Genomic DNA, 23636 nt, shown 5'->3' on the forward strand with positions numbered 1-23636 from the left:
CAATCGTCGCAGTGTGGACGATATGCTTAGCGGGCGAAAGCGATCGCCAGGCCCTTGATCACGGCGGTGAGCGCGAACGGCAAGCCGATCGACAGCAGCCAGAGTGCGAAGCGGTCGCGCCGGTAATGCGGGGCGAGCGCGGGATCGTGGGCCTGCTCGTCCGACAGGCGGTTCCAGCGCGCCTCGAAGCGGCGGCAGGCAGGGATGATCGCCACGACCAGGATGATGAGCGCAAGATACGGCAGCAGCGAGCCACCGTGCGACTTGAGCGCGCCGATCGTGACGAAGATTTGCAGCGCGGTGTAGACCAGCAGCGCATAGGCGATGTGATCGCTCATCCGCCGACGCCAGTCGACCTGGGTGTCGGCCTGCTCTTGCGGCAAGGCGGCGCTACGCTGCGTGGCTTTGTTCATCCGGCGTCCTCTTCTCGCTCGGCAGTCTTCATCGCCTACTAGAACATTGTCTTGCAGTTTGAGCAAGCATCTTGGCGCTTCATGCAACTGGGGTTTAAGCGCCCGCCTGCAGCCATGCACGAAATCTGCCACTTAGACCGGTTCGGGTAAAAGCTGCCTTGCCTGCGTTTCGCGCGTTCCGTAAACCGCAGGCCGATGACCGATACCGCTTCTCCCACGCGTGACGTGACGCCCGACGCGATCGACACCGAGGCGCTGGCCCTGCACGGCGGCTTGGAGGTGATCTCGATCGCCAAGAGCTATGACAAGCGGGCGGTGCTCACCGACATCTCGCTGTCGGTGGCGAAGGGCGAAGTGCTCGGCCTGCTGGGGCCCAACGGCGCGGGCAAGACGACCTGCTTCTACTCGATCATGGGCCTGGTGAAGCCCGATTCGGGCCGCATCCTGATGGATGGCGTCGATGTCACTCGGTTGCCTATGTATCGCCGGGCGATCCTGGGCCTGGGATACCTGCCGCAGGAAACCTCGATCTTCCGAGGCATGACGGTGGAGCAGAACATCAACGCGGTGCTCGAACTCGTCGAGCCCGACAAGGCGGTGCGCGCCTCCGAGCTGGAGCGGCTGCTGAACGAGTTCGGCCTGACGCGCCTGCGCTCCAGCCCGGCGATGGCGTTGTCGGGCGGTGAGCGCCGCCGCTGCGAGATCGCCCGCGCGCTGGCGGCCAAGCCCTCGATCATGCTGCTGGACGAGCCGTTCGCGGGCATCGACCCGCTCTCGATCTCCGACATCCGCGATCTTGTGAAGGACCTCAAGACCCGCGGCATCGGTGTGCTGATCACCGATCACAACGTGCGCGAGACGCTCGATATCGTCGATCGTGCCTGCATCATCTACGGCGGCCAGGTGCTCTTCGCCGGCAGCCCGGAGGCCCTGGTGGCCGACGAGAACGTGCGCCGGCTCTACCTGGGCGAGGGCTTCACGCTGTGAAGTGCCAGACCCGGTGAGCTGAACGATGGGGCTGGGGCCACGCCTCGATCTGAGGCAGAGCCAGTCACTGGTGATGACGCCGCAGCTGCAGCAGGCGATCAAGCTGCTGGCGCTGTCCAACCTGGAGATCGAAACCTTCATTGGCGATGCGCTGGCGGCGAACCCGTTGCTGGACGTGGGCGCGGCGGCTGCCGATCCGGCCATCGGGGAGGCTCTCGATGTGCCGGATACGCGCAGCACCAGCCTGGAAAGCTCGCGCGTCGACCAGTTGATCGGCGAAGGGCGCGCATCGGACGACCGGCCGCTCGACCTCGATCCGGTCGCGACGGCACCCGAACGCGACACCGGTGACGGTCTGGATGCCTCCTGGAGCAGCGAACTGCGGCTCGGAAGCGGCGAGGACGGTCCCGGGATCGACGAGCGCGGCGCATTGGGCGCGACTCTGGTCGAGCACCTTGAGGCGCAGATCGGCCTGGTCGCGCCCGATGCGCGCACGGCGGCGATCGCCCGCTACCTGATCGGCTTGCTCGACGATGCGGGCTACCTGCCCGTGCCGCTGCGCGAGGTCTGCGAAGATCTGGGTGTGCCGCTCGTGGAGGGCGAGGAGGCGCTTGCCGTGGTTCAGGCGCTCGACCCCACCGGAGTGGGCGCGCGCAGCCTGTCCGAGTGTGTCGCGCTGCAGGCCCGTGAGGCGGACCGCTACGATCCGTGCATGGCGCGGCTGATCGACAACCTGGACCTCGTCGCACGCGGCGAATTCGCGCGCCTGCGCAAGATGTGCGGGGTCGACGAGGAGGACTTCGCCGACATGCTCGCCGAGCTGCGCGGCTACGATCCCAAGCCGGGCTTGCGCTACGGGGGCGAGAGCGGCGGGGCGGTGACGCCGGACATCCTGATCGAGCCGGCGCGCGATGGCGGGTGGAAGATCGCGCTCAACGAGGCGACGCTGCCCAAGCTGATCGTCAACCGCAGCTACTACGTCGAGCTGAAAGGCAGTTGCGGCGACAAGACCTCGCGCGGATGGCTGTCGGAGAAGCTGGCGGATGCGAACTGGCTGATCAAGGCGCTCGACCAGCGGCAGAAGACCATTCTCAAGGTCGCCAGCGAGCTGGTCAAGCAACAGGAAGGCTTCTTCCGCCACGGCGTTTCGCATCTGAAGCCGCTGACCCTGCGCGCGGTGGCCGAGGCGATCGGCATGCACGAATCCACCGTCAGCCGCGTCACCTCGGCCAAGTACCTGCACTGCGCGCGCGGCACCTTCGAACTGAAATACTTCTTCACCTCCGGCATTTCGACGCCCGGCGGCGAGGGCGCTTCTGCCGAAGCGGTGAAATCGGCGATCCGCAAGCTGATCGATGCCGAGGAGCCCAAGGCCATCCTCTCGGACGATGCGCTCGTCGATCTGCTCAAGGCGCAGGGCTACGATCTGGCGCGCCGCACGGTCGCCAAGTACCGCGAAGCGATCGGCCTCGGCAGCTCTGTCCAGCGCCGGAGGCAGAAGGCCATTGCTGCAGCGCGGTAAGTACTCAGCTAGGTGAAGGTAAGCGCGCCAAGTACATGGTTGTATTGCTTAGTAAAAAGCTGTTTGCCTTTTCCGTAATCGTGATAGCTTCTCCATAGATCGAGGCTCCGCTGCGACGAACCGCAAGTCGAGAAGCCCCGACATGGAGAGGGTGTCCTATGGCTTATGCTGGAAGGATGCCGGACAGGAACAAGACGCTGGCGGTGATTGCCGTCGCGGGCCTGCACGGCATGGCGCTTTACGGTCTGGTGACGGGCTTGGGCGTCGAATACATCGACAGGATCGCGACCGTGCTGCGGGCCGAGAACATCCCGATGGAACAGGCGCCGCCGCCGCCGCCCCCGCCGGAAGTGACGCCGGTCGAACAGGCGACGACCACGCCGCTGACGCCTCGGGCCGCACCGCCGCCGCCGATGGACGCCCGGCGCAATCCCTATTCCGCAAACGAGTTCGTCATCGACGTGCCGATCAGGCCGGTCGAACCGATCACCTTCGATCCACCGGGGCCAAGCCCGACTCCGTCTTTCGAGAAGCCGGCGTTCACGCCCAAGTCCGTGCGGCCGCGCAACGATCCCGGACTTTGGGTCACCACCAGCGACTACCCGGCCGCATCGCTGCGCCGGGGTGAGCAGGGCGTCGCGCGCTTCGAGGTTGCCGTCGGCAGCGACGGCAAGGTCACCGACTGCCGCGTAACGAGCACCAGCGGCGCGGCCGAACTCGATGCGGCGACCTGCAAGTATGTCGCCAGGCGTGCGCGCTTCGATCCCGCCACCGATGGCAGCGGCGCCCGCGTGAGCGGCAGCTATTCCGGCTCGATCCACTGGGTCATCCCCTAGGACTGAAGTCGCGAGCACACGATTGGCGAGATAAGGGCGATCCGGACTGAGAAAGTCGGACGCACCTTTTCCGGGGCGGCGCCTTTTTCCGCGCCTCGCGAGGCGTCGTCCCGGATACCATTACGCAAGATCGATCTCTCAAGAGCGCGGCGCGTCACTCCCCGCCGATCCACGGGAACCCTCCCGACCCTCGCGAGCTATGGACTCCGCGAAGAGGAGCGGCACATGGCGGCACGGGCGTATTGGCAGGGGCAGATCCGGCTGGCGCTGGTCTCGATTCCGGTCGAGATCTATCCCGCGACGAAGTCCGGCGCGGCGATCAGCTTTCGCCAGATCCACGAGCCCTCCGGCAAGCCGATCAACTATGAGAAGGTGGTGCAGGGCATCGGCCCGGTCGACCACGACGACATCGTCAAGGGCTACGAGGTGTCCAAGGGCAACTTCGTGCTGCTGGAGGACGACGAGATCGAAGCGGTGAAGATCGAGAGCCGCAAGACGCTGGAACTCGTCCAGTTCGTCGACCAGCACGAGATCGACGTGTTCTATTTCGAGAAGCCCTATTACGTGGTGCCGGCAGACGACTTGGCCGACGAGGCCTTCGTCGTCCTGCGCGAAGCGCTGCGCAAGACCAGGAAGATCGCGCTCGGCCAGCTTTCGGTCCGTGGGCGCGAGCAATTGGTCAGCCTGCGGCCCTGCGGCAAGGGCATCGTCTTGGAGACGCTGCGCTACGCCGACGAGGTGAAGAAGGCGCAGAGCTACTTCGACGAAATCCCGGACGAGAAGCCCAGCGAGGACCTGCTCGATCTTGCGACCACGCTGATCGACAAGAAGAGCGCACCGTTCGAACCCGCCGAGTTCCACGATCGCTATATCGATGCTCTCAAGGGCCTGATCGAGAAGAAGACCAGGGCCAAGGGCAAGAAGATCCTGGAGGATGTGGAGGAGCCGACCAGCCGGGGCTCGAACGTGATCGATCTGATGGCCGCGCTCAAGCGCTCGGTCGGCAGTGGCGGCGGCGCTGCCAGCGAGAACCCGGCGGCAAAGAAGGCGCCGGCGAAGAAAGCCGCGGCCAAGAAGGACGCGCCCGCGAAGGAGCCTGCCAAGAAGGCTCCGGCCAAGAAGCCCGCTGCCAAGAAGACCGCAGAAGCGCCCCCGGCTCGTTCGCGTAAACGGGCATGAGCCGCGCACCTCGCCAGCCCCATTCACGTCGTCACCCTGAACTCGTTTCAGGGTCCATCTGGCGATGCAGGCCGATGGCCTTGATTGCCGACCGCCGGTGCGGTTTGCTGCCCCAAAGCACAGGGCATGCGGCACGATGGACCCTGAAACGAGTTCAGGGTGACGAGCCCCAGGTTCGTCGGCAGCGGGCGCAGGCAAGAGGCTGACCGATGGCGACACGGACCAAGAAACCCGACCCTCTCGCCGCATACAACGCCAAGCGTGACTTCAAGAAGACCGCCGAGCCCGCCGGCAACGCAGCCAGCAGCCAGGGCGGCAACCTCTTCATCGTCCAGAAGCATGCGGCGACGCGGCTGCACTGGGACTTCCGCATCGAAGTGGACGGCGTGATGAAGTCCTGGGCCGTCACCAAGGGCCCGAGCCCGGATCCCGATGACAAGCGCCTCGCCGTGCGAACCGAGGATCACCCGCTCAGCTATGCCGAGTTCGAGGGCATGATCCCCAAGGGCGAGTACGGCGGCGGTACCGTCATGCTCTGGGACCGGGGCACCTGGGCGCCGATCGCCGGCAAGAGCGCCAAGGATCTGGAAGACGGCCACTTGCACTTCACCCTTCACGGCGAGCGGATGAAGGGTGAGTGGATGCTCATCCGCCTCAAGCCGCGCCCGGGCGAAAAGCGCGAGAACTGGCTGCTGCGCAAGGTCAAGGACCAGTACGCGCAAGACGGCGACCAGCTCGTCGAACATGCCCTTACCAGCGTGCTGACCGGCCGCTCGATGGCCGAGATCGAGGCGGACAAAGGCGGCGAGTTCGCGTTGGCCGGCAAGAAGGGCAAGGCCTTTAGCGCACAGATGGACGCGGCGGCCGAGCACAATGCCGCCAAGGCCAAGGCGAAGGCGAAGCCCGCGCGCAAGCGCCGTACCGCGAGCAAGCCACCGGCCTTTCGCGCTCCGCAGCTGGCGACGCTGGTCGATGCGGTGCCAGCGGGCAACCAGTGGATGCACGAGATCAAGTTCGACGGCTACCGCGCGCTGATCGCGGCGGCGGGCGAGCAGGTTTCGGTCTACACTCGCAACGGCCATGACTGGAGCGAGAAGTTCACGCCCCTGGTGCGCGCGATCGCCAGGCTCGACTTGCCGCCTTGCCTTATCGACGGAGAGATCATCGCCTATGGCAAGGACGGCAATCCCGATTTCTCGTCGCTCCAGGCCGTGCTCAAACGCGGTCACGGCTCGCAGACCGACAAGGATCTGTTGCAGCTGTTCACCTTCGATCTGCTCGAACTGAATGGCGAGGACTTGACGAGCCTGCCCAACATCGAGCGCAAGGAAAGGCTCGAGGCGCTGCTGGCCAAGGCGCAGCCGCCGATCCACGTCGCCGACCATGTGATCGGGGCGGGCGAGAAGCTGTTCGGGGCGATGTGCGCGGCCGGGCAGGAAGGGATCATCGCCAAGAAGATCGACGCGCCCTATCTCGGCAAGCGTACGCAGAGCTGGGTCAAGGTCAAGTGCATCAGCCGACAGGAATTCGTGGTCGTCGGCTGGACCAAGTCCAGCACCAAGCTGCGGCCCTTCGCCTCGCTGCTGCTGGCCCAGCATGAAGGTGCTCAGCTGGTCTACAAGGGCAAGGTCGGCACCGGCTTCAACGCAGACACGCTGGCGGACTTGCGGAGCAAGCTGGAGCCGCTTGGCGTCGACAAGGCGCCGGTGAACGTGCCGCGGGTGGAGGCGCGCGGGGCCACGTGGGTAAAGCCCGAACTCGTCGCCGAGATCGCCTTTGCCGAGTTCACCGGGGAAGGCCGGGTACGGCACGCAAGCTTCCTGGGTCTGCGGGGCGACAAACCGGCGGCCGAGGTCAAGCCGGAGAAGGCGGTCAAGGCCCCGCCGCCGCCGCCGGTCGTAGTCATTAGCAACCCCGACCGGGTGATCTTCCCCGAAAGCGGCCAGACCAAGGGCGAACTGGCCGCTTATTACCAGCAGGTCGCGCCGATCATGCTGCCGTTCGCCGGCAATCGCCCGATCAGCCTGGTGCGCTGTCCGCAAGGGCGCGCCAAGAAGTGCTTTTTCCAGAAGCACGACAGCGGCACGTTCGGCGAGCACGTTCACCAGGTCCCGATCCACGAAAAGGACGGGGGCAGCGAGGACTATCTCTTCGTCGAGACCGCCGACGGGCTGCTGCAGTGCGTGCAGATGGGCACGATCGAGTTCCACGGCTGGGGTGCGCGCGCCAACGCGGTGGAACTGCCCGACCGGATGATCATCGATCTCGACCCGGATGAAGGGCTCGACTTCGGCGACGTGAAAAGCGCGGCCAAGGACATCCGCGACCGTCTGGCGGATCTCGGCCTCGCCACGTTCGCGATGCTATCGGGCGGCAAGGGGGTCCACGTCATCGCCCCGCTCACGCCCTCGAAGGATCATGGCGGCCACGCCTGGGAGGTGCACAAGGACTTCGCCCGGCGCTTCGCCGAGGCGCTGGCATTGGCCGAGCCCGACCGCTTCGTCGCGACGATGAGCAAGGCCAAGCGCAAGGGCAAGATCTTCATCGACTGGCTGCGCAACCAGCGCGGCGCGACGGCGGTGGTGCCTTACTCGGCACGTGCGCGGGCCGATGCGCCCGTCGCCGTGCCGATCGCCTGGGATGAGCTGGACGGCTTCGATCGCGCCAACGGCTTCACCATCGCCGATGGCGCCAAGCTACTGAAGCGCGCGCAGGGCAAGCCGCTGAAGGGCTGGGGCTTCGCCGAACAGGTCCTGCCGGGATTGTAGGAAGGTTGGCACTGCTCAGGCCGGGCTCAGGACAGCTTTGCAGGGGAGAGCCTCGGAGGGTTCAAGGCTCGCGCAAGTCCTCGCTCATGAACAGCGATCCTTCGCCGTACAGATAGTCCGGCTTGAACCGCGAGAATGCCTCCAGGGCGGGCCGGTCGGGCATGGTCACCCGGCCGCGGTTGATCTCCAGCAGGCCACGCTGGCGCACGGCCTTGATCACGCGGTTGATGTGCACCGCGGTCGTGCCGCAGGCATTGGCCAGGTGGGTTTGCAGCAGGGGCATGTTGAAGCCATGCGCATCGGCGAGACCAACGAAGTTCAGCCGGTGCCACAGCTCGCACATGATGTGACCGAGCCGTTCCTCGGCCTTGAGCTGCTCCAGCTTGAGGATCCACTCGCGATGGATGGCGGCATCGAGCAGCGTGGAGAACCACAGCACCCGCGTCAGGTGCGGCTCGTCGCGGACGATCTGCGCCAGCCTCTCGTGCGAGACGCTGCCCAGCAGGGCCGGTCCCATGGTGACCACGTCATGGTCGAGCCGCTTGAGAGCGAAGGCGTGGAGATCGACGAAGTCGCCGGGCACTTGCAGGCCGACGATGTTGCGCGTGCCTGCATCGTCGATCACGCGGGCAATGAACCCGTCCAGCAGCAGCGTGCTGTGCGTCGCCCTGACCGAGCGTGCCTGCACGACATGCCCATCGGGCACACGCACGCCTTCGTCGACGACGGAGTCCAGCAAAGCCGCTTCATGATCACTGAGGGCGTGACGAAGGCGTCCCTTGAGGAAAAGGCGTGCTTTACCCAAAGGATTGTTCACCAGGCACTCCAATTTCAACATTTGTTAATTCAATAGGGACGTGTGGCGCCCCAAGGCAAGCTCGCTTCTGCGAGTCAAACGCAACATTGGATAATTGGTTCACGATGGACCAAGCTTTGCGGGTGCGATCGATCGTCCCGGCAAGTCGGCCCCCACGATTTGCCGATGTCGGCCTCACCTCCTTGCGCTGGAAATGACCGGAGACCATCGCCATCTTGCCGCCAAGGAGATCACATCCATGACCGACAAAGTCGAACTGACCGATGCCCAATGGCGCGAGAAGCTGAGCCCGGAGCAATACCAGGTGCTGCGCCAGGCCGGAACCGAGCGTGCCTTCACCGGCAAGTACGAGAAGAACAAGCAGGCCGGACTCTACACGTGCGCCGGTTGCGGGGCGCCGCTGTTCTCGTCCGACACGAAATACAATTCGGGCTCGGGTTGGCCGAGCTATACCGCGCCGATCGAAGGGGGGGCGGTGGACGAGCATCGCGACGCCAGCCATGGCATGATCCGCACCGAAGTGCGTTGCGCCGCGTGCGAAGGTCATCTTGGCCACGTCTTCCCCGATGGTCCCGGGCCGACGGGCCTGCGCTATTGCATCAACTCCGCCGCGCTCGATTTCGAGCCCAAGAGCGATGAGCAAGGCAGCCAGGCCTGATCTCGCCCGCGTGTTAAGCCCGGGTTACAAAAGGGTGTCGCAGGGTGTAGGCGATCCAGGCTCATGATCGATCGTCACGGGGGTTCGTAACCGGGAATGCCGAAAGATACCGGCCGGCGCCGTGAGGGCCCGGGCCGCCGCTCCGTCGAAGCAGCGCCTGGACCTGCGCCCAGGCCGCTGTGGCGGCGGATCGTGCGTGGCATTCTGATCTGGGGATCGGCGCTGGCGTTGCTCGGCGCGATCTTCCTGGGCACCGCGGTCTTCATGACGGCGCGGGAGCTGCCCTCGTTCTCCTCGCTCCAGAGCAGCCAGAACGGCCAGATGATCGTGGTGCGCGCGCGTGACGGCACGGAGCTCGTCTCGATCGGGCCGAGCTATGGGCAGTGGCTGCCTTACGAGCGCATTCCCCAAGTCATGAAGGACGCGATCGTTTCGGTCGAGGACCGGCGTTTCCGCGAGCACCCCGGCGTCGACCCGATCGGCGTCGCGCGCTCGGTCATGGTCCGGGTGGAGAAGGGACGCTGGCGGCAGGGCGGATCGACGATCACCCAGCAGCTGGCACGCACGATCTTCCTCAACAACAGCCGCACCTTCGGCCGCAAGATCCGCGAAGGCGTCCTCGCCTTGGCGCTGGAGCGCAAGTTCGACAAGAACGAGGTGCTCGAGCTGTACCTCAACAAAGTCTATTTCGGCGGCGGCGCCTATGGGATCGATGCCGCCAGCCGCAAGTTCTTCGGCCATCCGGCGACCGAGCTGTCGACGGCCGAGGCGGCGATCATCGCCGGCCTGGTCAAGGCGCCGTCCAACTATTCGCCCACCGCCGATGTCGAGGCCGCGAAGAATCGCGGCAAGGTGGTGCTGAGCCAGATGGCGAAGGCCGGCGTGATTTCCTACACCGACGCCGACACGATCGATCTCGACGCGGTGCGTATCGCCAAGGAGAAGGGCCAGAACTCGGTCCGCTACTTCACCGACTGGGCGCTGCCGCAGCTGGACCTTCTGCTCCCCGACACCGATGAGCCGATCGAGGTCTGGACCACACTCGATCCCGGCATGCAGCGCGCGGCCACGCAGGCGATCGACAGCAACGTGCCCAAGGGCGCACAGGGCGCTCTCGTCAGCTTGGACGGCGACGGCGCGGTGCGCGCGATGGTCGGCGGGACCGACTATGTGAACTCGAACTACAACCGCGCCACCCAGGCCATGCGCCAGCCGGGCTCGGCGTGGAAGCTGTTCGTCTACCTCGCCGCACTAGAAGCCGGCTATACGCCGGACGATCGTGTCGTCGACGAGCCGGTGACCATCGGCGGCTGGAGCCCCCAGAATTCGGGCCGCACGTTCGCGGGCGAGATCAACGTTCGTACCGCGTTCGCATACTCCAAGAACACCGTGGCCGCCTCGCTCGGCAACGAAGTCGGGTTCGGCACGGTCGCCTCGATGGCGCGGCGTTTCGGCATCACCACGCCGGTCGCCACCAATCCGTCGATGGTGCTGGGCACTTCGGAAGTGCGGGTGATCGACATGACCCGCGCATTCGCGGCGATCTCGGCCGGAGGCACGTCGATCGAGCCCTATGGCATCGTCAAGGTCACGACCACCAAGGGCGAGCTGCTCTACCAGCACAAGGTCGAGGCCGGACAAGTGCTGGTGCCGCCGCACGTCGCCGCCGGCATCACCGACCTGCTGCAATCCGCCGTCGCCACCGGCACCGGCCGCGCTGCGCAGATCGGCCGTCCGGTGGCCGGCAAGACCGGCACTACCAGCTCCAACAAGGACGGCTGGTTCCTCGGCTTCTCCAGCGGGATCACCACCGGCGTGTGGATGGGCCGCGACGATGCGCGCCCCGTTCCCGGTCTGCAGGGCGGCCATGCGCCTGCTTCGGCCTTCGCGGCGTTCATGCGCACGGCGGTCAAGGGGCGTCCGGTCAAGCCGTTCGACACCGAACTCAAGCTTCCCGAGTGGCAGCTGGAACCCGACGACGAGCAGATGAGCGGCAGTCCGGACGACTACTACTACACCGATGAGAACGGAAACCTGATCCAGCCGGGCGGTGCTGGTCGACGCGGCCCGAACGATGGCCAGCCGCGCTACGAGGATGGCACGGTCGGCCCCGGCACGCCACCGGGCGGTGACGACCAGGGCGGCGCGCCGGCGGCTGCAGGTGACGATTTCCTGGAGCAGGCCACCGGCCGCCAGCGTCAGGACGATCCGGCGCTGCGCCGGGCGCCGCCGATGCCGGGGACTTATCGTCCCAACCCGAACTCGCAGCAGCCTGTCAGGATCGTGCCACAGCTGCGGCCAACGCCGCCTCCTCCCTACGGGCAGTAGCGCCGCCTCGCTGATTCCGCTTAGTGCAAACGCCTGCATGGGACGGGCGAGGTGCGCCCAAGGCAGGACGATGCGCGGTTGGCGGCGCGTCTACCGCAGATGGACCTTGATCGGCACCGGCCCGACCCATTATTGATCCTTGATGGACAGCGAAGGTCAGGACCGGAAAGCGCAGCCTCATGCTGTCAAGGTCATTGGCCGGATAGAAGCCGTGCCAACCATTCTCGACACCGTGTGCAGGGTGACGGGCATGGGCTTCGCGGCCGTGGCGCGCGTCACGGAGACGGAGTGGGTCGCCTGCGCCGTTCGCGACGACATCGACTTCGGCTTGAAGCCGGGCGGCAACCTGAAGCTCGATACGACGATCTGCAACGAGATACGTCATTCGCGCCAGTCGGTGATCATCAGCGATACCCGGGGGGATCCGGTCTACCACGATCACGGCACGCCTCGCATGTACGGCTTCCGGAGCTACATCTCCGTGCCCATCGTCGTTGGGGACGGAAGCATGTGGGGAACGCTGTGCGCCATCGACCCACAGCCGCGGGATCTGGAGCGTCCCGAGGTCCGCAACATCTTCCAGATGTTCGCCGAGCTGATCGGTTTCCACTTGAACATGGCCGATCGGCTCGATCTGTCGGAAGCCGATCTCGATGCCGAGCGTACGTCCGGAATCCAGCGTGAGCAATTCATGGCGATGCTCGGCCACGACTTGCGCAATCCGCTGGCGGCCGTGCAGGCGGGTGTCGGCATGCTGCGCAGGAAGCCGGACGAGCAGCGCGAGGCGCTGATCCTCGATCGGATGCAGGCAAGTGTCGATCGCATGGCCTTGCTGATCGACGACATTCTCGACTTCGCACGCGGCAGGCTGGGCGACGGGATCGCACTGGATTTCGCCGATTGCGACATTGTCGCGTTGGTCGAGCAAGTCGTGGATGAGCTGGCAGCGCATCACCCGGATCGCAAGCTGGTCATGGACGGCGATGCTCAAGCTACCGTGAGCTGCGATCCGAAGCGTGTTGCCCAGCTGGTGTCCAATCTGGTCGGCAACGCGCTGACGCATGGCTCTTCGGACGAACCGGTCATCGTGCGCTGTCGCGCGGACGAGGGCGTGCTGGAAATCTGCGTCACCAACGCAGGCGACGAGATCCCGGCTGAGGAACAGGCGCGGCTCTTCCAGCCATTCGAGCAAGGTGGGCGGAGCGACGCCCGTCAGGGATTGGGCTTGGGTCTTTTCATTGCCTCGACCATCGCCAAGGCGCACCACGGGGCGCTGACGGTCAACTCAAGTCCCCAGGAAACCTGCTTTACGTTCACGATGCCGACGCGCCTGCCTGGCGCATAGCCTCGGTTTGCTCGAGCCGCCGGTCGCTTGGGGAACCGGCGGCTCGGGCGTGATCAGCGGATGCGGATCGGCAGGTAGGCGGCAGGCTGGCCGCGGCGCTGGACGCGCAAGAGCACGGCATCGCGGTTGGTGCTCTTGGCCGTGCGTGCCGCCGCATCCAGGTCCTGCGGGCCGGTCACATCCTGGTAGTTGACCGAGAGGATGATGTCGCCGCGGCGCAGGCCCTTCTGGCCGGCATCGGAGCTGGGATCGACAGCGGTGACGACCGCGCCGCGGGTGCCATCGGCAGCGCCGAGCTGGCGCGCGATCGTGGCGGTCAGCGGGATGGACGCGAAGCCGAGCGACTGGTTGCTCAGCGCCGGGTTGGGATCCTGCTGCGGCTGGGTCAGGTCATCGTCCTGGCCCTGTCCCGGAGGCGCGCCGAAGTCCTCTTGCGCCAGCTGCTCCTGCGTGGGTCGCTTGCCGACGGTAGCGTTGAGCGTCACGCGCTTGCCGTTGCGGATCACTTCGATCGGAATGCGCGTGCCCGGCCGCTCGTTGGCGACGATGAAGCTGAGCGTCTGCTCGCGGGTGACTTCCTTGCCGTCGATCCGCACCACCACGTCGCCCGCCTGCAGCCCGGCCGCCGCCGCGGCGCCGCCCGGGGTGACGGCCTGGACGAACTCGCCACGGTTGCGCGCGATGCCCAGCGAGGCGGCGAGATCCTCGGTAACCGGCTGGATCTGGATGCCGAGGTAGCCGCGCTCGATCGCGACGCCCTTGATCAGCTTCTGCACGATCGGCGCGGCGGTTTCGGCGGGGATGGCAAAGCCGATGCCGACGCTGCCGCCGGTGGGCGAGAAGATCGCGTTGTTGATGCCCACGACCTGCCCGTTCATGTCGAACAGCGGACCGCCCGAGTTGCCCCGGTTGATCGAGGCGTCGGTCTGGATGTAGCGATCGTAAGCGCCGCCGCCGGTGTTGCGATACACGGCCGAGATGATGCCGGCGGTGACCGTGCCGCCCAGCGCGAAGGGGTTGCCGATCGCGACAACCCAATCGCCTACGCGCGCCTTGCTGGAATCGCCGAACTTGACGAAGGGCAGCGACTTGGACGCGCTGATCTTTAGGACCGCAAGATCCGAATCCGGGTCCTTGCCGACCAGCTTGGCGGGGTAATCGGTCCCGTCGGGCATGGTGACGGTGATCGATTCGACCTGCGCGCCTCGGGCATCGGGCGAAATCACGTGGTTGTTGGTGACGATGTAGCCATCGGCCGAGATGATGAAGCCCGAGCCCAGAGACTGCGCCTCGCGCGTCTGGCCACCGCCGCCGCCCTGGCCACCGAACAGGCCCTCGAACGGGGTGCCGGCGAACGGGTTCTGCGTCTGCACCTGCACGCGCTGGCGAGTGGAGATGTTGACGACGGCAGGCGCCAGTTGCGCGGTAAGGTCGGCGAAGCTGCCCGGGGCGCCGGCCCGGGGCACGACGTTGGTCATCTGGCTGGCTTCGTTCTGCGCGACTTGCGCGCCGGCAGGCAGGCCGGTGACGAGCGTGGCGGTCGCGCCGCCGACCAGCAGGGCGGTGGTCAATCCATAAGCATAGCGCACGGGCTTCACGTCCTTTGTTTCCTCCAATGCGGTGGCCCCCACATCCAAGGGCCTCCGTCGTATCCGGCTCGCCGCCGAGTTGCCTGTCGAGATTCAGGCGTTGGCGGCTTAACCGGTATTGAATGGCCAGCGTTCCCGCGCCTTCCGGCAAGTACGGGAATAAACGCGTCGCAAGGCTAGCCTCAGGGGCCCTTGAACTCCTTCAGGTAGGAGTTGTCGGGGGAGAGCACGATCGTCGTGCCCGCTTCACCCTCCGCGAACGCATAGTCGTAGCTCTGCATCGCGCGGTAGAAGTCGTAGAATTGCGGGTCCTTGCCGAAGCTGTCGGCATAGGTCTTCGCGGCCTGCGCCTCGGCGTCGGCGCGCGTGATCTGCGCCTGCTTTTGTCCTTGCGCGCGGATCGTGGTCGATTCCTGCTCACGCGCGGCCTGCATGCGCGAGAACGCGCTTTCCAACGCACCTTCGGGCAAGTCGGCACGCTTGATCCGCACGTCGACGATCTGCGCGCCGTATTCACGCGCTTCGTTGTCGAGCCCGCGGCGGATGTTCTCCATGGCCTGCCCGCGCTCGGCGGTGAGCAGCGAGCGGAAGGTGCGCTTGCCCAGTTCCTGTCGCAGCACCGAGGTGAGGATCGGTTCCAGCTGTTCCTGCACGCGCTCGGGCGAGCCGGCGGTGCGAACCATCTTGACCGGATCGATCACCCGGAAGCGCGCATAGGCATCGACGTTCAGCCGCAACTGGTCGGTGGAGAGGACCTGCTGGGGCTGCATGTCGAGCGAGAGCAGCCGCTTGTCGATGCGCATCACCCGCTCGGCGAACGGAATGCGCAAGGACAGGCCCGCGCCGGTGCTGCCATAGGCGACGTTGGGCCGATAGCGGTTGATGACGCGCACCGGCTCGCCGAAGCGCAGCACCACGGCCTGCTCTTCCTCGGGGACCATGATCACGCTGGAGAGCAGCACGATCAGCAGCGCGACGGCGGCGACGATGGGCGCCTTGTAGTTCTGCCAGAGGGTGTTCACTGTGCGGCACCCCCCGTGGTCGCGCCAGGCGAAGGCGCCGCGGGCGTCGCCGATGGCGAGGGGCTGGCCGCCTGGGCACGCCGGCGGACTTCAGGCAGCGGCAGGTAAGGCGTCACGCCATTGGCCTCGACGATCACCTTGTCGTTGTTGCTCAGCACGCGCTCCATCGTCTCGTAGTACATGCGCCGCTTGGTGACCTCGGGCGAGAGCCTGTACTGCTCGTACACCTTGTCGAAGGCGGCGGCATCGCCCTGTGCGCGGGCGAGCAGCTGTTGCGCCCAGGCACGCGCATTCGAGCGATCGCGCTCAGCGTCCTGCTGCGCGGCGGTGACTTGCTGGAACGCGCCGATGACCTTGGCCGGCGGATCGGCCTTCTTCACCTCGACGCCCTGCACGATCACGCCGGCGCGATAGAAGTCCAGTACGCGCTGCATGCGTTCGCGCACGGCCTGCTCCACTTGCGCGCGGCCGGCACCCGAAAGCGCGCCATCCAGCGTCACTTCCGCGATGGCCGAGCGCATGGCGGCCTCGGCCACTTCGCGCACGGTGTCCTCCGGATCGGAGAGGCGGAAGCGGTAGTCCATCAGGTTCTTGATGTTCCAGCGGACCAGGTAGGAGATATCGACCAGGTTCTGGTCGCTGGTGAGCATCAGCTTCTCACCCTCGCCCTCCGGAATGGTGTAGCGCTGGATCGAGGTGACGTCCGCCACTTCGACCTGCTGGATCGGCCAGGGCAGCGTCACCGAGACGCCGGGACCGATCGTGCGCGCGTACTTGCCGAAGGTCATGACGATGCCTTCTTCCTTCGGCCCGACCATGTGCACGCTGGTGACGCCGAGCCAGACCAACGCGACACCGGCCACGATCAGCGGCAGCCAGCTCTTGCCGTCGGGGCGCACCGGCATGCGCGGCATGCCGCCGGGGCGACCGCCGCCCCCGCCGCCCCCGCCACCGGGCTTGCGCGGCGACTTGAAGATATCCTCGATGCTGGCTGAGCGGCGTGGACGCTCGGTCGGTGCCCCGCTGCTGGGCGGCAGCCAGGGATTGCGCGGGCCACGCTCAGGCCCGCCACGCTCAGGGGGAGACGCCGGCTCGGAAGGGCCATCGCCCTTCTCGCCGTCCACGCCCTTGCCAGGCTCATCCCCCGGCTCTCCGTCCTTGCCGTCGCCACCGCCCCAGGGGCTGCGACGTCCCGACATGGCGAGCGCCCCGCGTGCCAGTGCACCACCGATCCTTTTCATGGCTGTCGTTATAGGAACGGCTGGCCGCTAAAAACAGTGTCCTTCTCGCGCTTTTTCCTTGCTAGGGATCGCGCGAACCATCCGGAGAGGACATGTCGAGCGATCCCGTCGAAGCGCTGAAGGCGCGCTTGCCTGCGCAAGTGCTTGAGCGGGTTGCCTCGCTGCGGCTGAACGAGGCGCGCGCGATCCTGGTTCTGGATGCCTCCGGACTGGATGCAGCCGCTCGCTCTAAGTTGGAAGAGCAGGCGCGCGCTGCCCTCCAGGACACGCCCGGCGTGACCGAGCTGCACGTGGCCATGACGGCGGAGCGTGGGAGCGACGCGCCCCGCAAGCCGCGCATCATCGCGGTGGGGTCGGGCAAGGGCGGCGTGGGCAAGTCCACCGTCTCGACCAACCTGGCGGTCGCGCTGCAGCGGGCCGGGCACCGGGTCGGCGTGGTCGATGCGGACATCTACGGCCCCTCGCAATCGCGCCTGCTCGGCACCGAGGGGCAGCGCCCGATCGCGCGCGACAAGCAGTTGATCCCGGTGCAGAGCCGCTGGGGCGTGCCGGTGCTCTCCATGGCGCACCTCGCCGAACCCGGGCAGGCGATCGCCTGGCGCGGGCCGATGGCAGGCAATGCGCTGGTGCAGATGCTGGAGGGCGACTGGACCGATGTCGACGTGTTGATCGTCGACTTGCCACCCGGCACCGGCGACATCCAGCTGACCATGCTGCAACGCTTCAAGCCCGATGGTGCAGTGATCGTCTCCACGCCGCAGGACCTGGCGCTGATCGACGCAACCCGCGCGATCGGCCTGTTCGACAAGGGCGGCGTGCCGGTGATCGGTCTGATCGAGAACATGGCCGGCTATGCCTGTCCGCACTGCGGCGAGGTGAGCGATCCATTTGGCCACGGCGGCGCCGAGGCAACGGCACTGAGCGGCGATCACCCGTTCCTCGGCCGCATTCCACTCGACATCGTGATCCGGCAAGAGAGCGACGCGGGCACGCCTCCCGCAGCCGGCGATGGCCCGCAGGCGGAGGCGTTTGTGCGGATCGCGCAACGCGTTGCTGCATGGCTTGAGAAGCGGTGACGATGCACGGCTTCGTGGAGCGCTGCTGAGCCGTGGCGTCGCGCCGCGGCGTCCTGATCGGCGGACTTGCGGGCGGTGCGCTCGCGGTCGGCTACATGCTGCGCCCTCGTCGCTACGCGCTGCCGCTGACGCCGGGCAAGGACGAAGTCGCCTTTGATGCCTGGATCAAGCTTGCGGCCGATGGCGTGGTCACCGTCGCGGTGCCACAGGTCGAGATGGGGCAGGGCGTCACCACTCTGATCCCGCAAGTCGCGGCGCAGGAGTTGGGTGCCGACTGGCGCCAGGTCGCGGTGGAGCCGGCGCCGATCAGCCCGCTTTACGCCAACGTCCCGCTTGCCGCGCAGTGGGCGGAGCTGACCATGCCCGCCACCCCCGACTGGCTCATCGGCGAGGATGGAGCGTGGGTCCGTCGCTGGGCGCAGGATCATGCTTTCACGATCACCGCCGATGGCACCGCACTCGCCGCGTACGAGGCGCAGGTGCGCAACGCCGCGGCCTCGTTGCGGGCGCTGCTGTGCATGGCCGCCGCGAGCCGGTGGGGCGTCGCCTGGCAGGAATGCGGCACTGCCAAGGGCTTCGTGGTGCATGAAGCCAAGCGCCTGCCCTTCGGTCCGCTCGCCAGCCTGGCCGCTCGGTTCGACCCGCCGGGCACGCCGCCGTTGCGTGCCGAACCGCCGGGTGAGAACCCGGACGACTTGCCTGCCGGCTCGCCGCTGAACTTCCCCCGCCTGGACCTGCCCGCCAAAGTCGACGGCAGCTTCGTCTTCGCCGGCGACGTGCGCCTGCCCGGCATGGTCTATGCCTCGATCCGCCACGGTCCGATCGGCGCGTCCACCCTGGCCGGCTACGACAAGGACGCCGCGAACAGCGTGCGCGGCCTCGTCACCTTGGTGCGCAACCCCGGCTGGATTGCTGCCGTCGCCACCAACTGGTGGGCCGCCGACACCGCATTGACCCGCATGGACGCGCGCTTCGCTGCCACGAACCGCGCCGACAGCAGCGCGATCGACGCGGCGATGGACAAGGCCATGCAGAGCGGTACGGCCACCCGCATCCACAGCCTTGGCGATCCCGACAGCTACTTGTCCGGCCGCCTGCCGCTGCAACTGCGCTACGAAGTCGCGCCTGCGCTCCACGCGACGGTCGAGACCGCAAGCGCCACGGCCCACTTCCACGACGGACGGCTCGAGCTTTGGGTCGGCACCCAGGCGCCGCAAGCCGCGCGCGAGGCCGCGGCGCGCGCGTTGGGCATCGATCCGCTGGCGGTGACGCTCTACCCCATGCCGCTCGGCGGCAGCTTCGACCGGCGTCTCGAGAACGACCACGCGGTCGAGGCAGCGCTGATCGCCAGGGCCTGCGGGCGCCCGGTCCAGCTGATGTGGTCGCGCAAGCAGGAGCATATGGCCGCACGCCCGCGCCCGCCGGTGGTGGCGGTGCTCGGCGCCAACGTGGATCCCGCCGGGCGCATAGGGGGCTTGCGCGCCCGGATCGCCGCGCCACCTGCAGCCAGGGAGTTCGGCCGCCGTCTGCTCCACGGCGATGCGCCGTTTGCCGCCATCGCGGCAGTGGCGGGGGAAACCGACGCCATGGTCCTCGCCGGCGCCGTGCCGCCTTATGCGATCGAGCACGTCGCGATCGATCACGTGCCCGCGCAAGTGCCGCTCCCCAGCGGACGCATGCGTGGCAATGCCGATGGCTACACCGCCTTCTTCACCGAATCGTTCGTGGACGAACTGGCGCATCGTGCCGGGCGAGAGCCGCTCGGATACCGCATGGCCATGCTGGGCAACGATCCACGCCTTGCCGAATGCCTCCAGCGCGTGGCTGCGCTCTCAGGTTGGGGCGGCGGGGGAGACAACAGCGGCCAGGGCATCGCCTGCCATGTGATCGGCGCTGGCCGCATCGCCGTCGTCGCAAGCGCCCGGCGCGATGCCGATGGCGTGCGCGTCGACAAGCTGAGCGCGGTCGCCGACATCGGCCGCATCGTCAATGTCGACATCGCGCGCCAGCAGATCGAGGGCGGGCTGGTGTTCGGCCTCGGCCTCGCGCTGGGCTGCAGCACGGCCTATGAAGACGGCTTGCCGGTGACCGGACGGCTGGCATCCATGAGCCTGCCGGTGCTGGCGGACTGTCCCACTATCGAGGTCGCCTTCGTCAAGAGTGCTGCCGAACCGGCCGATCCTGGCGAGCTTGGAGTGGCCGCAGTCGCGCCGGCGGTGGCCAATGCGCTGTTCTCGGCAACCGGGTTGCGGCTGAGGCAGTTACCCCTTCTTTCGGAGGATGTGTGACAAGGCCCCCTGATCACCCTCGCGTCGCTTATGGACGCGTCGGCGTGCTGCTCGTGAACTTGGGCACGCCTGACGATGCGAGCCCTGCTGCCGTTCGCCGCTACCTCGCCGAGTTCCTCAGCGACCCGCGCGTCGTCGAGATCCCGCGAGCCTTGTGGCGACCGATCCTGCATGGCGTGATTCTGCGCACCCGTCCGCGCAAGTCCGCCCATGCCTACTCCCAGGTCTGGGGCGAGGACGGATCGCCACTGGCCGCGATCACCGCGCGCCAGGCGCGTGCCCTGCGCGAGCGCATCGGCGATGGGGTGATCGTCGACTGGGCCATGCGCTACGGCAAGCCGGCTTTCGGCGATCGCTTCGCCGCGCTTCAGGCGCAAGGTTGCGACCGCATCCTGGTGGCGCCGCTCTACCCGCAGTATTCGGCCGCCACCAATGCGTCGGTGATGGATGCCTTGTGCAAGGCGCTGGGCAAGATGCGCTGGCAACCCGCGTTGCGGACGCTGCCGCCCTACTACGACGATCCGGGCTACATCGCGGCACTGTCGGACGATCTCGGCGCCCAGATCGAGGCGCTGGCCTTCCAGCCCGAGACGCTGCTGCTGTCCTTCCACGGCATGCCCGAGCGTACTCTGCATTTGGGCGACCCGTACTACTGCCATTGCCAGAAGACGGCTCGGTTGCTGGCCGCGTCGCTTGGCGGCCGGTTTCCAGATTTGCGCATCGTCACCACCTTCCAGTCGCGCTTCGGCCGTGCCAAGTGGCTGGAGCCGGCGACCGACACGGTCTTGGAGAGCGAGGCGCGGGGCGGAACCCGCCGCCTCGTCGTGGCCGCGCCCGGGTTCTCGGCCGATTGCCTCGAGACGCTGGAGGAACTGGCGATCCGTGGGCGGGACAGCTTTCTGGGCGCCGGTGGCAGCGAGTATGCGACGCTCACCTGCCTCAACGACGGCGAGCACGGCATGGCGATGATCGAGCAGCTGATTCGCCGGGAGCTTTCCGGCTGGGCGTGACGGCACGGTGCGTGGCCGCCAAGCGATAGAACATTGGCTTTGCGTGCAAGCACTTGATCCATGCGGACGTATGTCTCGCTTTGGTTCACATCCATTCTTGACATATACTCTGTTCGTTCCGTAATTGTTCTTACGTAATCCCACTAGGATGAGAACACGCGATGACCAGAGCCGATTGTTCGCTAGCCCAGGATTGGACCTACGGAGCCACTGAGGACGAAGTCAGCGGGCTGGCTCCGACACTGTCGATCTATGCCGATCGCTCTCGCATTCGCGGCATGCTGAGCGAAGACGCCGCCGCGGCCGGCCTGCGGGTCAGCGTCGTGGGCGATCTGGCGGCGCTGATCACGGGCGAGGCCCGACCGCTCGGCGATGTGGTGATGGTCGATTGCCCTGTGGCCGATGGCCAGACCCTTGCTGCGCTCAGCCGGCTGGACGTGCGCGCCGGCCGGACCGGCACCCGGCTGATCGTCTCCACCGTGGTCGACGCGCTGGAAGATGTTTTCGGCTGCCTGGATCAGAGCGGGGCGCAGATTCTGGTCGATCCCGACCGTGCCGATCGGGTGATCGCGCTGGGCCATGTCCTGGCGCAGTTCCCCTCTTCGCGCCTGCGCGAACTGTCCGAGGACGAGCGCCACCTCCTGATGCGCCTGACCGAGCAGGTCGGCCAGATCGCCGGCCGGATCGAGCGCCTGGCGCCCACCGACCAGGCTGCCGCCCAGGCGCTTGCGGCCGTGCCCGGATCGGCGGCCCGCTCGGTCGAGGCGGAGGAGGGCCGCGCCACGCGCGCGCTGCGCCCGCCGCTACCCGATCCGCGGCTTGTGCGCCGGATCATCCGCCACCGCCAGCTGCGCGCGCGGCACTTCGATGCGCAGCTGTTCGCCGATCCGGCCTGGGACATGCTGCTCGATCTCACCGCCGCCCGGGCCGAGCACCGCCGCGTGTCGGTCACGTCGCTGTGTATCGCTTCGGGCGTGCCGCCGACGACGGCGCTGCGCTGGATCGGTCAGATGGTGGAGCAGGGTCTGTTCGCCCGTGTCGGCGATCAGACGGACCGCCGCCGTGCCTTCATCGAGCTGAGCGACCGCTGTGCCGACGCCATGGCCCGCTATTTCGCGGAGATCGGCACCACCACGGCCTTGGTCTGATCCAGTCCATCGGTCTCGACCGATCCGGTCGACAAGCTTGATGCCGGCGCGAGCGGACGGTTGACCCCAAGTTGCTCCATCGCCATAGCGCCTTTCACAGGCGCAACACTGCGGTGGCGGCGCGGGCGGTTAGCTCAGTTGGTAGAGCATCTCGTTTACACCGAGAGGGTCGGGGGTTCGAGCCCCTCACCGCCCACCATTCTACCTTTGCTGGCAACTGGCTTGGCCGAGGTGCATCTTGGCAATCCGCGCATGTATAGCCATGGCCGTTGGTTGACATCTGGTGCAGTCAACCCGCGTCAAGGCGGGTCGGACGAAACATCGACATACGCCGGTCGAAGACGCCCAGGCGAGACATGATGCATATCTGTTCGTTGAAAGTTCGGTTCGCGTCCATGGATTGAGAGGCGGCATAGCCACGCCCGATCGCACCTCTTGTTCCTGATCGTCACTCGGTTCGGGATCTGGCTTTATCTCGCGTGATCCGGAGACGCTGCCAGGCAATTCCGGCGCGGTCTGGCGGCTGATATGGCGATCAGCTTGGCCAGTGCCGTGCACTGCATTACGGTTGGCGCCGCATTCTTACTGGAACAAGCATCATGGCCCGTCATCTTTTCGCCCTCGCACTTGTCGCGGGAAGTCTCGCCTTGGCAGGCTGCAACACCGTTCGTGGCTTCGGCAAAGACCTTGGTTCAGCTGGAGCAGCGCTGGAGACCGTCGATTAGCCCGACAAGGCGGTGTCGATCATGAAGCGCCATGTATCTGCCGCGTCACTGGCGAATGCGGCTTCCGACTCTTCGACGTGCACGTTCCTGACGATTTCGGCGCCGGCCTCCTTCATCTCGCTACTCGGCTCGCGAACCGCCTGAAGAACGGCACGCACATGGGGGAGAAATCGCTCCCAATCCGCTTCCTCCCGCGAAGCGTCGCTGCTCGACATGATATCTTTGGTTCTCATCGCTTGGTCTGAAATGTCCCAGAGTGCCCGCGCTGCCCGTTCGAGTGGTGTCATCCGAGATCCTTTCGCATGTCGATGTGCGACTGCCGGCATGAGCCGCAGCAAGCGCGCTGTCGAGAAGGATGCTTGCGGGAGGCCTTCGAGCCGGGGGATCGAGCCAGGAGGATCGAGCCATCCACCGGCTCACCGCTCGGCCTGCAGACCGAAGGATAATTGAGCCCGTTGTCCATCGCCGGTAGCCAAAGCCGGGGGCGGTATCTTGAGGCCATCTGCCTTGCGGTGAGGCATTCGACGTGGCGAGCTGCATCCAGACCTCAGCGGCTCGCAGACCGGATTTCGAATGCGGCCACCACCTCAAGGAGGCGAGCACCGCTTGGAACAGACTGGCCCGGATCGGCCGAACTGGGAGCGAGCGTTCAATCCGGCGCCGGCATCTCTGCTCCCGACCAAG

18 protein-coding genes and 1 tRNA gene are annotated in these 23636 nt (G+C 66.7%); 13 read left to right on the plus strand and 6 right to left on the minus strand.

Translation table 11 applies throughout. The features are described from left to right. Window positions 1-26: 26 nt before the first annotated feature. A complete protein-coding gene (locus HNO88_RS06760; RefSeq protein WP_184243381.1) occupies window positions 27-413 on the minus strand; it encodes a hypothetical protein in 387 nt (128 codons plus the stop codon). Window positions 414-608: 195 nt separating this feature from the next. Here HNO88_RS06760 and lptB point away from each other — a divergent pair, with 195 nt between their 5' ends. From lptB to ligD, 5 genes are all read left to right on the plus strand, one after another. Further along, complete coding sequence (gene lptB, locus HNO88_RS06765; protein WP_184243383.1) at window positions 609-1400, plus strand: LPS export ABC transporter ATP-binding protein; 792 nt, start codon at window positions 609-611, stop codon at window positions 1398-1400. A gap of 25 nt (window positions 1401-1425) precedes the next feature. Beyond that, window positions 1426-2922, plus strand: a complete 1497-nt coding sequence (gene rpoN, locus HNO88_RS06770) for an RNA polymerase factor sigma-54 (RefSeq protein ID WP_184243385.1) — start codon at window positions 1426-1428, stop codon at window positions 2920-2922. 176 nt (window positions 2923-3098) lie between these two features. Continuing rightward, window positions 3099-3758 carry an energy transducer TonB gene (locus HNO88_RS06775; RefSeq protein WP_184243387.1) on the plus strand — a complete coding sequence of 220 codons (660 nt, stop codon included), beginning with the start codon at window positions 3099-3101 and terminating at the stop codon, window positions 3756-3758. Window positions 3759-3983: 225 nt separating this feature from the next. Continuing rightward, entirely contained in the window at window positions 3984-4937 is a 954-nt protein-coding gene (gene ku / locus HNO88_RS06780; protein ID WP_184243389.1) for a non-homologous end joining protein Ku, read from the plus strand. Window positions 4938-5146: 209 nt separating this feature from the next. Beyond that, complete coding sequence (ligD, locus tag HNO88_RS06785) at window positions 5147-7705, plus strand: DNA ligase D (protein WP_184243391.1); 2559 nt, start codon at window positions 5147-5149, stop codon at window positions 7703-7705. Window positions 7706-7766: 61 nt separating this feature from the next. Here the strand turns inward: ligD and HNO88_RS06790 are convergent, their stop codons facing one another. Further along, the gene (locus tag HNO88_RS06790; protein ID WP_246381244.1) at window positions 7767-8444 is read right to left on the minus strand and encodes a Crp/Fnr family transcriptional regulator; all 678 of its coding nucleotides are present in this window, start codon (window positions 8442-8444) and stop codon (window positions 7767-7769) included. Window positions 8445-8760: 316 nt separating this feature from the next. Between HNO88_RS06790 and msrB the strand changes: the two genes are divergently transcribed. From msrB to HNO88_RS06805, 3 genes are all read left to right on the plus strand, one after another. Next, window positions 8761-9180, plus strand: coding sequence for a peptide-methionine (R)-S-oxide reductase MsrB (msrB, locus tag HNO88_RS06795; RefSeq protein ID WP_184243395.1), 420 nt, complete (start codon window positions 8761-8763; stop codon window positions 9178-9180). Window positions 9181-9276: 96 nt separating this feature from the next. Then, entirely contained in the window at window positions 9277-11508 is a 2232-nt protein-coding gene (locus tag HNO88_RS06800) for a transglycosylase domain-containing protein (protein ID WP_184243397.1), read from the plus strand. Window positions 11509-11719: 211 nt separating this feature from the next. Next, complete coding sequence (locus HNO88_RS06805; protein WP_312857007.1) at window positions 11720-12853, plus strand: sensor histidine kinase; 1134 nt, start codon at window positions 11720-11722, stop codon at window positions 12851-12853. A gap of 53 nt (window positions 12854-12906) precedes the next feature. On the opposite strand, the gene HNO88_RS06810 is transcribed toward HNO88_RS06805, so the two are convergent. The 3 genes from HNO88_RS06810 to hflK form a co-directional block, all read right to left on the minus strand. After that, on the minus strand, window positions 12907-14442 hold the full coding sequence (locus HNO88_RS06810) for a Do family serine endopeptidase (RefSeq protein ID WP_184243563.1): 1536 nt from the start codon (window positions 14440-14442) through the stop codon (window positions 12907-12909). Between the two features lie 182 nt (window positions 14443-14624). Next, window positions 14625-15464: a protease modulator HflC gene (gene hflC, locus HNO88_RS06815; protein WP_184243401.1), complete on the minus strand. Its 840-nt coding sequence runs from the start codon at window positions 15462-15464 to the stop codon at window positions 14625-14627. After that, complete coding sequence (gene hflK / locus HNO88_RS06820) at window positions 15461-16705, minus strand: protease modulator HflK (RefSeq protein ID WP_376768757.1); 1245 nt, start codon at window positions 16703-16705, stop codon at window positions 15461-15463. Before hflK ends, hflC begins: the two co-directional genes overlap by 4 nt. Window positions 16706-16797: 92 nt before the next feature. On the opposite strand from hflK, the gene HNO88_RS06825 reads away from it, so the two are divergent. From HNO88_RS06825 to HNO88_RS06845, 5 genes are all read left to right on the plus strand, one after another. After that, window positions 16798-17781: an Mrp/NBP35 family ATP-binding protein gene (locus HNO88_RS06825; RefSeq protein WP_184243403.1), complete on the plus strand. Its 984-nt coding sequence runs from the start codon at window positions 16798-16800 to the stop codon at window positions 17779-17781. A gap of 95 nt (window positions 17782-17876) precedes the next feature. Beyond that, window positions 17877-20069, plus strand: coding sequence for a molybdopterin cofactor-binding domain-containing protein (locus tag HNO88_RS06830; RefSeq protein ID WP_184243567.1), 2193 nt, complete (start codon window positions 17877-17879; stop codon window positions 20067-20069). A 44-nt stretch (window positions 20070-20113) separates the two neighbouring features. Beyond that, a complete protein-coding gene (gene hemH / locus HNO88_RS06835) occupies window positions 20114-21079 on the plus strand; it encodes a ferrochelatase (protein WP_312857008.1) in 966 nt (321 codons plus the stop codon). Window positions 21080-21240: 161 nt separating this feature from the next. Beyond that, window positions 21241-22227, plus strand: coding sequence for a helix-turn-helix domain-containing protein (locus HNO88_RS06840; RefSeq protein WP_184243407.1), 987 nt, complete (start codon window positions 21241-21243; stop codon window positions 22225-22227). Between the two features lie 123 nt (window positions 22228-22350). Beyond that, window positions 22351-22426, plus strand: a tRNA-Val gene (locus tag HNO88_RS06845). A 522-nt stretch (window positions 22427-22948) separates the two neighbouring features. On the opposite strand, the gene HNO88_RS06850 is transcribed toward HNO88_RS06845, so the two are convergent. Further along, on the minus strand, window positions 22949-23239 hold the full coding sequence (locus HNO88_RS06850) for a hypothetical protein (protein WP_184243409.1): 291 nt from the start codon (window positions 23237-23239) through the stop codon (window positions 22949-22951). Window positions 23240-23636 lie beyond the last annotated feature (397 nt).

The sequence above is a fragment of the Novosphingobium chloroacetimidivorans genome, from assembly GCF_014204535.1.
In the GTDB taxonomy this organism is placed as follows: Bacteria; Pseudomonadota; Alphaproteobacteria; order Sphingomonadales; family Sphingomonadaceae; genus Novosphingobium; species Novosphingobium chloroacetimidivorans.

Excerpts from the sequence above, each read along its gene's own strand:
- rpoN (WP_184243385.1), top strand. The coding sequence starts at position 1,426 with ATGGGGCTGGGGCCACGCCTCGATCTGAGGCAGAGCCAGTCACTGGTG.
- HNO88_RS06775 (WP_184243387.1), top strand. The coding sequence starts at position 3,099 with ATGCCGGACAGGAACAAGACGCTGGCGGTGATTGCCGTCGCGGGCCTG.
- hflK (WP_376768757.1), bottom strand. The coding sequence starts at position 16,705 with ATGAAAAGGATCGGTGGTGCACTGGCACGCGGGGCGCTCGCCATGTCG.
- msrB (WP_184243395.1), top strand. The coding sequence starts at position 8,761 with ATGACCGACAAAGTCGAACTGACCGATGCCCAATGGCGCGAGAAGCTG.
- HNO88_RS06840 (WP_184243407.1), top strand. The coding sequence starts at position 21,241 with ATGACCAGAGCCGATTGTTCGCTAGCCCAGGATTGGACCTACGGAGCC.
- ku (WP_184243389.1), top strand. The coding sequence starts at position 3,984 with ATGGCGGCACGGGCGTATTGGCAGGGGCAGATCCGGCTGGCGCTGGTC.
- HNO88_RS06830 (WP_184243567.1), top strand. The coding sequence starts at position 17,877 with ATGCTGCGCCCTCGTCGCTACGCGCTGCCGCTGACGCCGGGCAAGGAC.
- HNO88_RS06800 (WP_184243397.1), top strand. The coding sequence starts at position 9,277 with ATGCCGAAAGATACCGGCCGGCGCCGTGAGGGCCCGGGCCGCCGCTCC.
- lptB (WP_184243383.1), top strand. The coding sequence starts at position 609 with ATGACCGATACCGCTTCTCCCACGCGTGACGTGACGCCCGACGCGATC.
- HNO88_RS06760 (WP_184243381.1), bottom strand. The coding sequence starts at position 413 with ATGAACAAAGCCACGCAGCGTAGCGCCGCCTTGCCGCAAGAGCAGGCC.
- ligD (WP_184243391.1), top strand. The coding sequence starts at position 5,147 with ATGGCGACACGGACCAAGAAACCCGACCCTCTCGCCGCATACAACGCC.
- HNO88_RS06825 (WP_184243403.1), top strand. The coding sequence starts at position 16,798 with ATGTCGAGCGATCCCGTCGAAGCGCTGAAGGCGCGCTTGCCTGCGCAA.
- HNO88_RS06850 (WP_184243409.1), bottom strand. The coding sequence starts at position 23,239 with ATGACACCACTCGAACGGGCAGCGCGGGCACTCTGGGACATTTCAGAC.